Raw genomic sequence first — 14997 nt, 5'->3', positions numbered from 1 at the left:
TGCTCAGTGCTCCAGCGACATGCGATGGCCGATGCGGTCACCGGCCCAACGGTGGACAATCTGCTGATCGATCGCGTTGGGCGTGATTGTCGTCAGCTCGGCGAAGCCGCCCACTCGCGAAAAGCCATCCTCCGCGGGCGTGCGGCGTTGCAGTTCGAGCAGCTTGCACAGGCTGTTCGCGATCTGGCCCGGCTCGTCGTCGGGATCCGGCTCGACGAAGCCCGTCGCCGCGATCAATTCTTCTGATGGCCATGGGCCAAACGACGTCCGCCCAACGGGCAAGATCAGGTAGGGAGTCGAGCCAAAGCCGATGCTGTCATGACCGCCGGCTGTCCGGATATAGAACAGCATCGGGCGACCGCGGAAAAAGCCCGCCAGGTGGAGTTCGAAAGGCCGGTCCAATTTGAACTGATCGACGATCAACGGAAGTTCGCGGGAAGCGATGCCGACCAGTTCGTCGAAGCTGGAGGCGCGCTTCCGAAGCTCACGAGCAGCGGTGTCCAGGCCGAAGGAATTGCCGCGACCGGTGATCACGGCCGGCCACGCAGGAATGGCGTGAATCTTGGACTTGAACTCCGTGATAGTCCCGTCGTCCAGATACGATGCCGCGTCCGTCGCGATCCAGATGCAGTTGTGTTTTTTGGATGCGATAAGATTGTTGGCGGTCACGACTCGATCACCTTCAGTGCCATATCCAGTTTCGCGCCGATCTCGCCCGCGACATCAAAGATCGTTTCGAGACATGGCGACGCCGAACCTTCTTTGACCTCGCGCAGCCGATCGAATGCTTGATCACGGATCGATTTCAGCCCCGCTTCGTCGGCACCGCTGCGGACACCTGCTAGCAAAGCGGTCTCGAACTCCTGCACGATCTGTTTGAGAGCGTCGGTCACGCGAAGTCACCACCAACCAAGTATTCGATGTCGCCGAGAATGCCGGGGCCGCCCGTTCGCTTCATCACCATGAGCGAGCCCGACTGATATTGCGTGGACAGAGCAGTCTTGCCGGACTTGTTGACCGCGTGCGGAGCGGCAGCGAGCGTCACTATGCCGGTGTTGTACATGACGAAACCGACGTTGAAGCCGGTGTGCAAGTCACTGGGGACGGTCACGACGACATTGCTAGGGTCGTCGCAACGGAAGACCTTGCCGTTGTCGTTGATGGTCAGCGTAAAGCTGCCAGTGAACGGGACGACGTTTCCGCGGAAATCTGCGTATTGATAGCTCACCTGGACCTCTCGACTTGCTCGCGATTACGAAAAATCACCACCGACGAGGTAGTCGATGTCGGCCACTACGCCGAAGTTGCCGCCGCTCCGCTTCGTCACTATGAGCGAGCCGGACTGGTACTGCGCGTTGGTTGCGCTTCCGCCCGCCACCTTCGTCGCATGCGCTCCGCTGACGATCGTAATCGTGCCGGTCGAGTATTGAATGAAACCACAGGAGAAGCCGGAGTGAAGGTCGTTGGGGACGGTCACGCTGGCGTTAGTGGCGCCTTCGTATCGAAACGCCTTGCCAATGTCTTCGTTTCTCAGGGTGAAGCTCGCGGTAAAGGGGACGATTTCGACTCGTCCAGTGGAATAATCGTAGCTCATGGTCTGAACCCCTCGATCTGCTTGTCGCTGATCTGCACCGCGCGATCGTGCCATTCGTTGACCAAGATGCGCGGCGCGAACTCGCTGTGTTGAAACGATCGCAACGCCTGCTCAAGGTTGTTGCGCATGAAATGGAAACTGCGCGGCGGAGAATCGTTTCCGGCTACGTTGCTATTCGCCAAGGTGCGGTCGATCGCGGCCAGGCGCGCCCACGCCTCGCGAAAGGCTTTAACAGCCTCCACGTAGGCCGCGCCGGCCGCTTCGCGTTCTGCTCGGAGCTGTTGCCGATTCATCGCGGCTCAACCCGGCGTGAACGATGAGAGGTTCGAGTTCAGCGCCGCGACAATCTGTTCCTCCCAATCGCCGGTCACGGTCGGCTGGAATTCGTTGTGAGCAAACAATTCCAGCGCTGCGATTAGCTGAAGGCGGTCGCGCACTTTGAAGGTGGGGTACTTCAGCGCCGTCCCGACGCTGTCGACGTTCTTGTTGCGAAGCGTCATGTCATACGCCGCGAGATTGACGAACGCCGTCTTGAAGGCCGCCAACGCAGAAACATAGGTTGCCCCGGCGCTGGTGCGAGCGGTCTGCAACTGGGAAAGAGTAGCCATGGAAAAGGATCCTTTCTTGAGATGGGAGCGAGTTACGCGGCGAGCGCGGTTTCGCGCTCAACGTCTGCTTCGATGTGCCGCTGATCCGGTACGGTCTGGTTCAGGAACTCGGTCAGCGCACGGGTGTTCGGCAGCTCTGCCAGGTCGCACGCGGCTTTGCTCAATTCGCCCGTGGCGTTCGCCAGCAGTCGCACCGCGTTGCGCTCGGCGTCCAGAGCGGCCGTCACGCCCGGCTGCACGAGTTCGATTGCACGACTGCGTGCGACCTCGACCGTCTCGGAATCGGCGCCGACGAGTTCAGGTGCTTCGAGTAGCGTCTGCAGATACAGCGCCGACATAGTCGGAATCAGCGTTCGCAGCTCCTTGCTCGACTTCGGCAGCCGGTCACGCACCTGACCGCGCAATACCGCGCCGGCCGCATCGGCTTTATCGATCGCCGGCAACTGAATCTTGGCGCGCTTCTCGTCGATGCGCGCGTTAAGCCGCTGCACGGTCGCGTTGGCGCGGATCAATTCCCAAGCCTTTTTGCCGAGGAGAGAACGGGCTTCCTTCGTCCGGCCCTGTTCGCTTAGATCCTTGTTGCCGCGGACATTGGCGGTGTTCGCCAGGATCTCGCGATGCAGCTTGGCAACGCGAGTCATCGCGCCCCGTACGGCAACGTCCGAAACGCTGGCGGCTTGGGCTTCGAGAAAATCAAAATAGCGCATGTTCGACCTATGGTAAGCATCCGGTGAGGACCGCGTAGCGGTCACTCAGGCTGCTTGGTTGACTTGCTTATTTCGGTCGCGCCAATTCCAGGGCAAAAGTTCGTCGAGCCGTTGTACGGGATGTGCAGCGATGCGTGCCAGGACGTCGGCGAGCCAAGCTTGTGGATCCACGTCGTTCATTTTGGCTGTGACGATCAGGCTGTACATCATCGCGGCACGGTCGCCGCCGCGGTCGGAGCCACAGAACAGCCAAGACTTCCGCCCCAGGGCGATGCCGCGCAGGGCTCGCTCGGCGGCGTTGTTCGACAGGCAGATGCGGCCATCGTCGAGGAAGCGGGTAAACGCATCCCAGCGCTTGAGCATGTAGTCCATCGCCTTGGCAACGTCGTTGCGCCGGGAGAGCTTGGCGCGTTGTTCACGCATCCAGACTTTCAGATCGGCCATCAGCGGCGCGCTCAGCTCCTGGCGGACGGCCCGGCGCCGTTCGGGCGTCTCGCCGTTGATGCCTCGCTCGATCTCGAACAAGGCGTCGATCCGACGGACTGCTTCCAGTGCCAGAGGCGAGATCACCGCTGGCTTTTTGCCTTGTACCTTGCGGCGCGCATTCTCCGCCAGATCAGCCATCACGAAGAACGGTCGTCGGGCATGGACCCAACACGCCGCTTCCAGGATCGGACCTACGTTGCGGCTCGGGTCGTAAAGCTTGCCATAGCCGCCATAGGCATCGGCCTGGAAGATGCCGTTGTAGCCGGCCAGATGGGCCTGGGGATGCTCGCCCGCGCGATCGCGCGAGTAATAAAACACTGCTCCCGGCGGGGCCTGCCCGCCAAAAGGCTTGTCGTCGCGTACATAGACCCAGATGCGGCCGGTGTCGGTCTTGCCTTTGGCCAGGACCGGCACCGTCGTGTCATCCCCGTGCAATCGCTCGGCACTCAGCACATGGGCCTCGAGGCGCCGGAACAAGGGCGTCAGCGCAACAGTGCAGCCACCAACCTGGTCGGCGAGGGTCGACAGGCTGATCGGCACGCCTTCCTTGCCATAGCGTTCGGCCTGACGGTTCAGCGGCTGGTGCTGGCCGAACTTCTCGAACAGCACCATCGCCAGTAAGCTGGGGCCGGCCCAACCACGGTCGATGACGTGGAACGGCGCCGGGGACTGGCTGATCTTCTCGCAATCACGGCAGCTGAACTTCTCCCGGACGTGCTGGATCACCTTCCAGGACTTCGGGATCACCTCCAGCGTCTCGGTGATGTCCTCCCCGAGCTTGGACAACCTCGCTCCGCCGCAGCAGGCGCACGCCACAGGTCCCGGCACGAGCACCCGCTCGCGAGGCAGATGGTCCGGGAACGGCTGGCGCGACGGCCTCTTGCGCGTGAACGAGGCCACCTTCGTCGTCTTGGCCGCGGCCATTTCGGCAGCGAGTTCGTCCTCAGTCGCTGAGGCCTCGAGCTCCTCCAGCGTCAGTTCGAGCTGATCCAGCAGCCTTGCGGTACGCTCCGAGCGAGGGCCATAACGATCACGGTTCAGCTTTTCGATCTGCAGCTTCAGGTGAGCGATCAGAGCATGGTCGTCGGACTGCTGGGCGCGAACGCTGGCGAGTTCGGCGCGCGTCGCCAGCAACGCCGCTTGCAGCGCCTCAATGTCTTCCGGCAGCTTCTGGGGACCGTCACCCATGCACCGATGGAATCACAAAAGCGACGATTTGGCGTGCGCTTTTTGCAATCTCACGGGACTATTGCGCAACCTATCCTGCGCTCTGCGGCCGCCAGCTGTGTTGGGGATTGCGCCAGTCGATCGCCTCCAGCAAATAGCCCATCTGAGCTGCGGTCAGCGATACCACGCCATCCACCGTCGCCGGCCAGATGAAGCGGCCACGGTCCAGTCGCTTGGCGTAGAGCGACAGCCCGATCCCGTCGTGCCAAAGGGCTTTGATCAGGGTGCCAGCACGACCACGGAACACAAAGACGTCGCCGGCAAAAGGATCCCGCCCCAGCCCCTCCTGCACCAGCAATGCCAGACCCTGCATGCCTTTGCGCATGTCAGTGTGACCGGTTGCGATCCAGATCCTCGCCCCTGCCGCGATCGGGATCATCGCCGCTCCAGCAGATCCAATACGCGAGACAACGCGGTCATATCAACGCCGGCGTCCACGATCACCCGACAGGCCTTGCCGACGACAATCTCCATGCGTCCGCTCGCTGGCCCCGCTAAAGTTACTGGCGGCGCCGGCGGTTGGTCCGGCATCACCATCGCTGGCACAAACGCTGGCTGAGGTTGTTCAGTATTGCTCGTCCGCGTCCCAAACGATCGTCGCCAAGTCAACAGGAGCGAGCGCGAGATGCCGTATCGTCGTGCTGTCGACGAGACCGCGCGCGGGGCCTGCAAACTCTCCAGAACGATCTTGAGTTTCTCATCATCGGTCCAGCGACGGCGACGGCCAGTCTCGACAACCTCGAACCGTTCAATCTGAGCACTGAACTTATTGCTGTCCATAAGGGCTGTTACACAGCACTGGTATTAACCCGACAAGGCGGCCCTCACCGGAGGGAGACGACCTATGTCGTCAGTTTGCAGTGAATGGAAATTGTCAACGCTCAAGCGGCGACGTTTGCGCGGGGCGTTGTGGCGGTCTGGAAGCTGGCGAGGAAGGTGGGGACATGCAGACCCCAACGGCCGGCGACATTGCGAGCGCCCGGCACACGGCCGCTTTGAAGAGCGTGGAAAGCGCCCTTCTCGGTGCGGCCGATCACTTTGCCAATGGCAGCGGCGCCCCAAATCAATTCGGTTTCTGGAATTTCGATCTTCACGACCGCGAGTCTCCGTTGAGGCTCGCTACTTCGGGCAATAAAAAAGGCCGAGGCGCGAGCACATGTTGTGCTGTTCGCTCTCGACCATCCCGGTCGTTCAGCTTCTTACTCGCGCTAGGGCATCTCGCCCGTGGGTCGCCGTCTCGGCAACGCGAATTTCCACCTAGAAACTACGTCGTACGCCCGATAAGTACCACCTGTTTCGTTAACGTTTCGTTACCTAACCAAATTCCCCTTCAGCCGCTGCAAGCTCCTCGTGGTGATCAGCCCGCGGAATCAAATGGGCGTAAGTATCGATCGTGATTTGAATGGACGCGTGTCCAATTCGTTCTGACAATTCTTTGAGGTTCAGGCCGAGCCCTATTGGCGGTCGAGCAAGGCACCAACTGGCGAAAAAATGCCGCAGGCTGTGCGCTCCCGTGTACTTGGCTTTGACGACCGGCCTCCCCTCTGCGTCTCGCTCCGGCTTTCCCTTTTCATCGAGCACCGGCACCGTAATGCCGGCCTTTTCCCAAGCAGGAATCAGACCGCGCTCGATGATGTTCGAGTGTGCTTCGACTTTCCCGGATCCGTTCGGGAAAACTAGATGTTGTTGCCCGTCTGCCTTCGGACATTGCAGTTTCCATGCTTTAAGTGCGGCGAGTGTCTTGGGCGGGATTGGGACGGCACGTTGACTATCGGCGGATTTGGGATTGCCAATAGAGTTGTAGCGGTCAGCACGCTGGCGAACGTGCAATTCGCTCTTCTTGAAGTCGACGTCTTGCCAGCGCAGCCCGCGCAATTCACTGGCGCGCAAGCCGCAGCGAACTGCCGTAAGAAAGAAAGCGTGCCAACGCTTGCTGTCCGTTTGCTGCAACAGCGCATCAACTTCCCGAGGTTCCGGAATATCTCGTCCGATGACGAGCTTGCGCTTCTGGCGACGTTCGACTTTGCGCTTTCTGCTGCGGTTTGCAGTCATCGAGCGGACTACGTTATGCCCCACCTTCCCGCGTTCCAGAGCGTCGCTGAGTAGGCTGGAAAGCGAGGTGGTTACTTTCTTGACCATTGCCGCAGAGCGCGGCTCCGCTTCCTTTTGGCCCGGCGCGGGAATGCCGTTTCGTAGCTTGTCCTGCCAGTCACGCACGATCGCGACAGTCAGTGCCGGGAGCTTGAGCGCGCCCAAATACGGTTTGATGTGGAATTTTAGGTGCTGTCGATACTGATCGACGCTGGAACGTTCGAGATCGCCGCAACCATCTATCCAAAGGTCGCCAGCTTCCTCGACGGTGATGCTCCGGCTTGTCGGAGTGTGAACGCCCTTCTTAACGTCGATGCGGACTTGTGCCTGGAAATCCTCGGCGTCCTTCTTGCGGTCGAATGTTTTGATGTGCCGCGTGCGCTTTCCACGGGCGTCGCGCTCGGCGGTTGAATATTGGACCACGTAGGCGGACCGCTCTTCGCCACTCTCGGTGGTCCATGTCCGTTTTCTGATCGACATGTCGCTCCCCCTCGCCCTTGTTACAACATACCACGGCGCAACAAGAGCGCAACATGAAGCCAAATAATTAAAGCAAATCAATGCCCGATAGCGGATTTCTACTCCGCGGGTTGCAGGTTCGAGTCCTGCCGGGATCGCCAGTCAAACCGCTTGGCAATCAAAGACATTTTGCCGGTCAAGCCCTAAGGCGAATCACCGCCTGGCTAGAGCGAGTGGGGATCAAAGACCCCAAATGGGGCCAGGTGGGCAGAAAATCCCCGGAGAAATCCCCGGAGCATTTTCGCACACCGGAATGGCGCCGGCGCGCGCATTGCGCGGCCCGCGCTCTACTTGCGCAGCCTGCCCATACCAGCCGCGAGGAACACGTCGATCAGCACGGCCGCGCCCAGCAGCAGAAACATCTGGATCGGAAACATGTATTGCATGTGGAAATAGATCAGCACGCCCTGCGCCACGAAGCCGGCGGCCATCGACGCGCTGGCGGCCATCACGGCGTCGAAATTCTCGATCCCAGCGTCCGAGCGACGATACCACCTGACGAGAGCGCCGGAGATCGCGAGGACCAGCAACACGGGCCACAGCGTTGGTGCGAACGGCAGCCCAGACATTTCGGCGTGGAGGATCAGGACGAGCTTGGCCCAATAGATCGAGGCGACCTCGGCCGGATGCTGGCGGACGAGATCGAGATAGCGTTCCCGCAGAATCTCGTAAAAGCGCGGACTGAGATACGGAACGGCCGGATCAACGGCCTTGACGGCGTCGATCGCGCTGTAGTCACTCCATTCGATCCCGAACGGGTTGGGTACCCCGCCGAGCCCCATATAGAGGTTCGCCCAGGTCCCGTGACTTTCCAGCTTCTCGGGCGGCGGCAGCTGATAGACGGCGTCTCGCGCGCGCAGAAGCGCATACGGCGTCGCCGCCGTGGCGACAATTGCAAGCGCCAGCACGACAGGAGCCAGCTTGCGCTCGCGGATGACGAGCAAGATCGTTGCGATCAAAGCGGTCAGCACGCCCATCATGCCGATCGCCTCACGGAGCAGCAGCGCCACGGCCAGACCCACAAACCCGGCCGCGATCCACGCAGCCCGAAATCGCGGCCTGCCAAGGATCGCAATCGGCAGAATGACCGCGAAGCACGCCGCCGCGAACTGGGCAGGATGTGGCGTCAGGGCGTGAAACTGGCGGGCCATGAACGCGCCGACGGTCAGCACCGACAGCGAGGCAACCGGAAGATTGCAGGCCATCAGGAGCAACGCCACAGCGATGAGCGCCGTGTAGTTCAAGGCGGTGTTGAGGTGCGAGATCTGCTCGGGCCGGACCGGAGCCCCGCTCACGACGGAATAGACCTCGAGCGCCAGGGCGTGGCCGAGATCGTCACCACCGAAACCGTCGGCGATCGGCACGACATCCTCGCCGTGGCACAGCACGAGAAACTTGTGCGTCGCCCTGGCGCAGTCCGCGCTGGCGAGCCAGACCTTCGCAGTGGTCCAGCTGTGCGGAAGGCCATCGGCTTTCTGAAATGAGCGATACGCCTGCGGCGCGGTCGCGAGCGCCAGACAGACAAGGAGCAACGCCGTACGCACGAACGGCGCACTAAAACCCCTGACCGACTCCATTCCCATTCCGCGGCGCCTCAAATCTCCGGCTTGCGGTTGCGCCGGCGCCCTTCGCCTATCCCCGCGATACCACCAACTACGACCAGCCCCGCGACGATCGCCGCCACCGCGGCGACATTCGCAACATCAGCCTTGCCGAAGCGATAGAACCGATTGACCGCATCACCCGCCCCGTCAAGCCTCATTTGAGCTTTCCGACGCAAAAGTCCAGAACTAAAGCGAGTTTGCAAGACCCTTTCGACATGCACATCGAGCGGACCAGGCCGGAGGACGCGCGCGAGACCGCCGCCACCTCGACCTTATCGCTCCAGTAAGCCGTTGATAGGCGATCTGGCTCGCCACCTCGTCGGCGATGTCGCGATCGAACGCGGCCCGCGAAACGCCATATTGGTCGAGCACCTGCGGCAGCCCCTGGTTGAATCAGTGGGAAACGGCGCCGATCGCACATGCCGCGCGATTGCCTCGCCAAGAGAGGTGATGGTAAACCTTCCTGCGCATTTGCACGGGAACTGCTGGAGGATCCGCGGTGCCGAAAATCGATAACCGCTTGATTGGTGTCGTTGTCCTGGCGCTGATGATTCTTGCGATCGCCAATATCGCAACTCAACCCTAAAATGCACGCCACTGCCGCGCGCGATGAGTTCCGACCAAGATGCAATGGCGATGAAGGATGCGCTCAGAACCAGAGGCGCAGCACCAGATCAAACATGGGCTGAGGTGGTAGAACTGCGCCGCCAAGGAGACGCTAAATGTTGAACAGCTTAGGAGATGCGCGCCCGGACAAGGCGGGCATCCGGGCTGCTTATGTCGGCAGGCCGAAGGAGCCCTGGGTAAGCGCATTGCGGACTTACATCGCGCTGCTGGTTTTCCTTGGAAGCTACCTTGTTCTCACCGTCGTCGGGAACCTGCTCTATTTCACCAATGTGGGTGAAGTGATGGGCAAAACCGCCATTGTGGGCTTCGATATCCGCAATTTCTCCAGAGCGCGCTCGCCAGGTTATTGGGCGCTGCTGTTCTTGCCATTCGTAGTAGCGCCGCCCATCGTCATTTTCGTTCGAAGGCTGGCCGCCAAGATGGGAGGGTACGTCGCTGCGTTGCCGAGCCTCTCCAGGCCGGCCTACTGTTTATTGCTGGGATTGCTTTATGCGTATGCCCTCTTTTCCCTGTGGAATGCTGACGCAGCACGCCTGTTGCTACGCCCGGCAGACTACATCAGCGCGTTGGATAGTCGCTTCCAGCTCATGGAAGCGCTTGGGTTTTGGCCTCAAGTGACGATCAAGTCCCTGCTCTTCACTCTGTCGATCTACGGCATGGTCGAGGCAACGAGCCGAAACGACTACTTCTGGAGCATATTGACCGCATTCAATCTGATCGCGATGTCGATCATCCTCATTCTACTGAACATGAAATGGCCTCTCGTATTGTTCTATGCCGCGAATCTTGCAACGATCATGCTCTTCGCCAAACGCAAAATAGTGCCGGGACTGCTTTTTACCAGCTTAGCTCTAGTTAGCTACTTCTCAGTCTCTCTTCTGCTTCTGCGCGCGAGTTCCACGCCTGTCGTCGTGACTCGCATCGAGAGCGCTCCGGTGTCTCCCACTTCAGAGCAGTTCAATCGAACTTTGGCAGAAGCGAAAATATGGAGAGAACAATTTGGCACCAGCGCCGAAACGGCGGAAGTCAGCCGGGAATCGTTTTCGAACGTGCTAACCCTGTCAGCCGGCGCCATCGTCAACCGCATGGCCCAACCGTTCCCATACTACTATGAAATATTCTCGAAATCCGAAGGAAAATGCGGATCCTTGGAAACGAGAATTCTTCGTCAACGCTCACCATGCCAGCCAAGCAATCTCGTCTATGCGGCGATGTTCGATGACAGATTTTCCGGCGTAGGAACCGCGCCTCAAGGTCCCCATGTAACGGGCTTTGCCCTCCAGGGATGGCTCGGCGCCATCATCGAGCTCGTTTGCACATCGATCGTTTTAGGGCTCTTTGCGGCAGCCTCCGGCGATGAGGGAACGATGCAAGCGACGATCACCGTAATGGGGGCCGTCACTGGCTACTTCTTTTCTCAACTGCCATTTGAGGGGCCATTAATTTACGATCACGGCGCGTTCTGGTGGATGATCCCACTTCTGTTGTATGCAGCATGGAAAAGGGTCCCGCTGGGGTGAACATACCGCCACTCCAGCCAACCGCTCCCTGAGATCAGTGCCAAAAGCAAAGCAAGGCGGTCATACCTCGCCAAGCTCGGCCTGATGCGCCCGCCACCACCCCGCAATCGCCGCCGCCAGATCATTCCACGGCTCTGTCGGCAGATCAGGCACCGCCACCCGCACGCTGTACTCGTCCGTGGTCGCACTGTGAAACCACTCGGTCGCGGCGAAATCGAAGCCGAAGCTGCCGGCGTGACGGATGGGAAAACCGGCCCGGCTGAGATCGTGGCTCATGGCCTCGGCGGCTTGTCGCGCGCCCGCCTCATCGAGAGGACACCTTGAGCGGAGCGTGACATAGAGCCCGTGAGTGAAGTGAAGCTCGGCCGCGAGCGAGGCGAGCTCGCGCGCGAAATGCCGGGCCGCATGACGACCGTTGCGCAGGATGGCCGCGACGCGTCGCTTCGTCAGGCCCCAATAGGCCGGGCTGCCGACAAACGGAGGAAAATGCGCCGGCAGCGCCGCGCCGCCGAGAAGCCGCACGGCATCGCGCATCTCCGCCGCGAGGCGTTCGGCCAACGAACGCTCCGCGCCCTCCTCGCTCCAGCGGACGAACACCGCAGAGCCCAGCCGTCCGTATTCCGCGCCGAGCGAATCCAGCTTGGTGTGGCTTCGCACCATCACGACCGGGATTTGATATCGCCGCGCCCAGCGCAGGACGCGCCGGATGCGGCCCGACCGGCCGGCAAAGCACGTCGTGTCGAAGATCAAAAGATCGAACGGCGAACCGTCGCAGCGCAGCGTCGCTTCGAAGGCGCCGGCGGGGACGCAGGAATCGAGCAGCAGAATTCGCGGCGCGCCGCCCGCGACAGGCACGCCCGCCAGCGGCGGCTTCACCGTGACAAGCCGCAAATGCGGGACAAAGCGCTCGATCAGCTCCAGCGTCTCGCCGTAGGAGCCCGGCAGCACCACGATGTCGCCCGTGGTGACGAGCCTTGCCGAGGCGAGCAGCAGCGCCGCGATCGCGGACATGCCGGACGCGGTGTAGATGGCCTCGCTGGTGCAGCCGCGCGCGTCGTCATAGAACGAGGGGCCGCTCACCTTCAGATCCGCGCGCTGGTAGTCGTAGCTGAATGCGAACGGGCCGCTGGTCGGACGGGCGGTCGCCGACCAGGATGTCTCGGTCGCCTTCCAGTCCGCCAGCTCATGCTCGGCGCGCAGTGCGGCGGTCAGCTGGAATTTCGCCGCGATGACCTCGTCCACCGAGCGCGGACAGGGCACGTGCCGCGGGCTTCTCAGGCAGCCGTTCAGGAGCCTGATCTCCTCATGCTTGCGCCCCAGATAGGCCTCGATGGTCTCCATGCAACGCTTGATACGATCCCTGATACGACAACTTAGCAAACTTCGATCGTAATCAACGTCCGGCGCGGACCTGAGGTCCAATACGCCGCCCTTGCAACGAAGACGCATCTGCGTCGTTGAGAGTGCAAAGAGAGTCAAGCCCGTTCGGGGGCTTCTTGTCTGTTCACGGTCCGACTCCGCTTCGTTCGCGCAGTACGAATCGCGATCGCGAAAATCAGCTCTCCGCAGATCTTAACATCTGATTGCCGCGATCGCTCATGCGGATCCGCTCACCAGCACGGGCCGCAACCGGTAGGCATCGATCGCGGCGTTCGACAGCAGCAGTCTGCGCCGCTCGCCACGCAGCATCATGCGGTCGATCTTGTTCAGGATGAAGCGGGCTGAATCCTTGTGCTCGCCGGTGAGCAGACCGGACTGGTCGAGATATCTCCAGGCAATCTCGAAGCACTGTGCACGCAATTGAAGGTCGGTCATGGCCGCTCAACGTCGACGCGGAACGAATGTTCCTATGCGGGTCGAGCGGGCCGCTTGCGCCGGAGCCGGCGCAATAGCGATGCGCTTATTGGCAAGGGATCGCGGAACGAGACAGCGACCGCGGCGTTGACTGCAACGAAATCGAGTGGTGCCGACCTGCCTGCCCCGGTCGGCTTTGAAGGACCCCGTGCTTGTCCCCCGAGCACGGGGTTTTTCTCATGCAAACCCACAAAGCAAAAGCGCGAGGCGAGCAATGCTCGGCCTCGCGCCTTCAGCCCCTAGCGAGCGCCCCCGCTTACCAGGTGTAACGAATGCGGCCCGTGCCGGCGTAGGTCTGCGACCGGTCGCTGAATTCGCCGTCGAACTTCACCAGGAACGAGACGCCGCTCGCCGTGCGCCATTCGGCGCCGGCCGTGGTAAGCGCCAGATCGCGCGCCGGCGTCGTGCCGAACACGGTGAACGGCGCAGCGCCGATGCCGCCGAGCGCGGCGAAGCTGAGCGTCGCCGAGGGATTGCTGATCTCGTCATGGGCGTAGGCGAACTTGCCGAACAGGTTAAGCTGGCCGCCATTGTCCACCGGCATGATCTTGTCGGTGCGCAGGCCCACCTCGCCGCGATAGGCGGTGGCCGTGCGGCCGACCACGGTGAGTGCGCCTGCAGCGGCGCCCAGCGCCGTCGCCTCGGTATAGCCCGGCGTACGGAACCACTGCCCCTGGATGGCGCCATAGGGCGTCCAGTTCACGCTCCAGTACTGGCCGACCTTGTAGCCGCCCTCGATACGTCCGCCCCAACCCTGGGCCTCGAAATCGGCCTTGTAGAGGTCGATGCCCGGCGTGGTGGACCGGCTCGTACCCATCCAGTAGTTGGTGTAGGTGCCGGCTGCAGCGATGTAGCCCGGCCCGAAACCGTACTTGCCGTAGACACCGGCCATGAACGTGTCGCTGGTGCCACCGCCGTTGCCGGCGCCGGCAACCGTCGGCGTCACCGACCAGTTGATGTTGCCGCCGGCAAGCGAGAAGCCGATCAGCGAGTCCGCGGTGAAGCGATAGTCAGCGCCAGCGGCGACGCCGCCGACGCGGGTATAGAGATCGGACGTGCCAGCCGCGACATTGCCGCTGGTGTTGTTAGCGCCGCCAAAGGCCGCGCCCCAGACGTCCCAGTGCGGGGCATAGGCAACCACGGGCGGCGGTGCCTTCAAATAGGCACCGAAGGCCGAGCGCACGGCAGCCGGCACCGGCTTTTCGCCGGCATAGCTCAGCGTGCCCGTCGTCGAGACCTTGTTGGTCGCGAACGGATCGGTCAGCAGCGAGAGGTAGGAGCTGCCGAGCTGGAATGCGCCGGACTGCGCCTGGGCCAGGTTCTCACCGGTGTTGCCACCGGACAGGAAGGCCTGCATCGCCAGATCTTCGCCGATGGAGCTCCACGACGTGGCGCTCAACATCCCGAAATTCGTGCCGTTGTTCTGATACACGAACTGGCCGTTGGGAATCGCCGTGTTGTTGGTCAGCGCACCCCACCGGTAGGCAGAGTTCGGCTGCCCCGTGATCGTCGACGTGGTCAGGAACAGAACGTATTGTTGTCCGGGCGTGAGCGAGACGCCGCCTGTGTTGATCGACACGGTCTGATACGCGGAGCCGCTCGGCGCGGTCATGATACCGGAGCTGAAGAGCGCCGAGCCAGTGATGTGCTGGGTGGTCGGATCGAACGCGTAAACGAAGGCCTGGTACTGCGGCGCGGTACCGAACGGCAGCGACAGCTGGAAGTTGAAGCCCGACAGGCGGGTCTGGCCACTCGTCGGCGTGAAGGTCTGTCCGTAGGTCGCCGTGTTAGGCACGCCCCAGCTCGAGATGAACGAGGTGCCGTTCCATTGCGGCATGGTGTCGATGTTTTGCGCCTGTGCAGACGTGCCGAGAGCAAGAAAGGCCGCGCTGCCGAGCCACAGCGCCTTGCGAGTCACCAAGGACTTCATTGCCCACCCCCAAATCAAATCCAGAAAAAACGAATGAATAGCCGTCAATATCGTGCCGCCAAGCAATACGTCGAACGCAGGAGGACGGGCAATTGCTGTTCGGGTTCTCAGCAACGATTAGCAATCTAGCGTGACCCAAAAACAACATAATTGGATAGAGGGACACATCGCGACGTTGAGATGATTGGGTTTTTCGTCCCATTGAATTGCAGCGATGCTGCGTCGCGTGC

The 14997-nt window shown here is 61.5% G+C and carries 18 protein-coding genes; 1 reads left to right on the top strand and 17 read right to left on the bottom strand.

The window, feature by feature from the left end; translation table 11 throughout:
• Nucleotides 1-3 precede the first annotated feature (3 nt).
• The 14 genes from WN72_RS24320 to WN72_RS24255 form a co-directional block, all read right to left on the bottom strand.
• Nucleotides 4-669: a hypothetical protein gene (locus WN72_RS24320; RefSeq protein WP_092217207.1), complete on the bottom strand. Its 666-nt coding sequence runs from the start codon at nucleotides 667-669 to the stop codon at nucleotides 4-6.
• Nucleotides 666-893 (bottom strand): hypothetical protein, encoded by a 228-nt coding sequence (locus WN72_RS24315; protein WP_092217206.1) that lies wholly within the window; start codon nucleotides 891-893, stop codon nucleotides 666-668. The genes WN72_RS24320 and WN72_RS24315 overlap by 4 nt, the downstream gene beginning before the upstream one ends.
• Nucleotides 890-1228: a hypothetical protein gene (locus tag WN72_RS24310; protein ID WP_092217205.1), complete on the bottom strand. Its 339-nt coding sequence runs from the start codon at nucleotides 1226-1228 to the stop codon at nucleotides 890-892. The genes WN72_RS24315 and WN72_RS24310 overlap by 4 nt, the downstream gene beginning before the upstream one ends.
• Before the next feature lie 24 nt (nucleotides 1229-1252).
• Complete coding sequence (locus WN72_RS24305; RefSeq protein ID WP_092217204.1) at nucleotides 1253-1594, bottom strand: hypothetical protein; 342 nt, start codon at nucleotides 1592-1594, stop codon at nucleotides 1253-1255.
• Nucleotides 1591-1887 (bottom strand): hypothetical protein, encoded by a 297-nt coding sequence (locus tag WN72_RS24300; RefSeq protein WP_092217203.1) that lies wholly within the window; start codon nucleotides 1885-1887, stop codon nucleotides 1591-1593. Before WN72_RS24300 ends, WN72_RS24305 begins: the two co-directional genes overlap by 4 nt.
• Nucleotides 1888-1893: 6 nt before the next feature.
• On the bottom strand, nucleotides 1894-2202 hold the full coding sequence (locus WN72_RS24295) for a hypothetical protein (RefSeq protein ID WP_143130641.1): 309 nt from the start codon (nucleotides 2200-2202) through the stop codon (nucleotides 1894-1896).
• Nucleotides 2203-2234: 32 nt separating this feature from the next.
• On the bottom strand, nucleotides 2235-2909 hold the full coding sequence (locus WN72_RS24290) for a hypothetical protein (RefSeq protein ID WP_092217201.1): 675 nt from the start codon (nucleotides 2907-2909) through the stop codon (nucleotides 2235-2237).
• Nucleotides 2910-2954: 45 nt separating this feature from the next.
• A complete protein-coding gene (gene tnpC / locus WN72_RS24285; protein WP_194482923.1) occupies nucleotides 2955-4583 on the bottom strand; it encodes an IS66 family transposase in 1629 nt (542 codons plus the stop codon).
• Between the two features lie 70 nt (nucleotides 4584-4653).
• A complete protein-coding gene (gene tnpB, locus WN72_RS24280; RefSeq protein WP_080134400.1) occupies nucleotides 4654-5001 on the bottom strand; it encodes an IS66 family insertion sequence element accessory protein TnpB in 348 nt (115 codons plus the stop codon).
• Complete coding sequence (gene tnpA, locus WN72_RS24275; RefSeq protein ID WP_080134401.1) at nucleotides 4998-5402, bottom strand: IS66-like element accessory protein TnpA; 405 nt, start codon at nucleotides 5400-5402, stop codon at nucleotides 4998-5000. Before tnpA ends, tnpB begins: the two co-directional genes overlap by 4 nt.
• 101 nt (nucleotides 5403-5503) lie before the next feature.
• The gene (locus WN72_RS24270; RefSeq protein WP_092216358.1) at nucleotides 5504-5716 is read right to left on the bottom strand and encodes a hypothetical protein; all 213 of its coding nucleotides are present in this window, start codon (nucleotides 5714-5716) and stop codon (nucleotides 5504-5506) included.
• 220 nt (nucleotides 5717-5936) lie between these two features.
• Nucleotides 5937-7193, bottom strand: a complete 1257-nt coding sequence (locus WN72_RS24265) for a tyrosine-type recombinase/integrase (RefSeq protein WP_092216357.1) — start codon at nucleotides 7191-7193, stop codon at nucleotides 5937-5939.
• Between the two features lie 326 nt (nucleotides 7194-7519).
• Nucleotides 7520-8809 carry a hypothetical protein gene (locus tag WN72_RS24260; RefSeq protein WP_143130615.1) on the bottom strand — a complete coding sequence of 430 codons (1290 nt, stop codon included), beginning with the start codon at nucleotides 8807-8809 and terminating at the stop codon, nucleotides 7520-7522.
• 17 nt (nucleotides 8810-8826) lie between these two features.
• Nucleotides 8827-8994: a hypothetical protein gene (locus WN72_RS24255; protein WP_167380835.1), complete on the bottom strand. Its 168-nt coding sequence runs from the start codon at nucleotides 8992-8994 to the stop codon at nucleotides 8827-8829.
• Between the two features lie 564 nt (nucleotides 8995-9558).
• Here WN72_RS24255 and WN72_RS24250 point away from each other — a divergent pair.
• A complete protein-coding gene (locus tag WN72_RS24250) occupies nucleotides 9559-10983 on the top strand; it encodes a hypothetical protein (RefSeq protein ID WP_092216355.1) in 1425 nt (474 codons plus the stop codon).
• A 60-nt stretch (nucleotides 10984-11043) separates the two neighbouring features.
• Here WN72_RS24250 and WN72_RS24245 read toward each other — a convergent pair whose 3' ends face one another.
• From WN72_RS24245 to WN72_RS24235, 3 genes are all read right to left on the bottom strand, one after another.
• Nucleotides 11044-12324 (bottom strand): hypothetical protein, encoded by a 1281-nt coding sequence (locus tag WN72_RS24245; protein ID WP_092216354.1) that lies wholly within the window; start codon nucleotides 12322-12324, stop codon nucleotides 11044-11046.
• Between the two features lie 255 nt (nucleotides 12325-12579).
• Complete coding sequence (locus WN72_RS24240) at nucleotides 12580-12798, bottom strand: hypothetical protein (RefSeq protein WP_027557988.1); 219 nt, start codon at nucleotides 12796-12798, stop codon at nucleotides 12580-12582.
• 295 nt (nucleotides 12799-13093) lie between these two features.
• Nucleotides 13094-14767: an autotransporter outer membrane beta-barrel domain-containing protein gene (locus WN72_RS24235; protein ID WP_027557987.1), complete on the bottom strand. Its 1674-nt coding sequence runs from the start codon at nucleotides 14765-14767 to the stop codon at nucleotides 13094-13096.
• Nucleotides 14768-14997 lie beyond the last annotated feature (230 nt).

The sequence above is a fragment of the Bradyrhizobium arachidis genome, from assembly GCF_015291705.1.
Classification (GTDB): domain Bacteria; phylum Pseudomonadota; class Alphaproteobacteria; order Rhizobiales; family Xanthobacteraceae; genus Bradyrhizobium; species Bradyrhizobium arachidis.
Note: the sequence above shows the minus strand (reverse complement) of the source record. Positions and strands in the feature narration are given on the sequence as shown.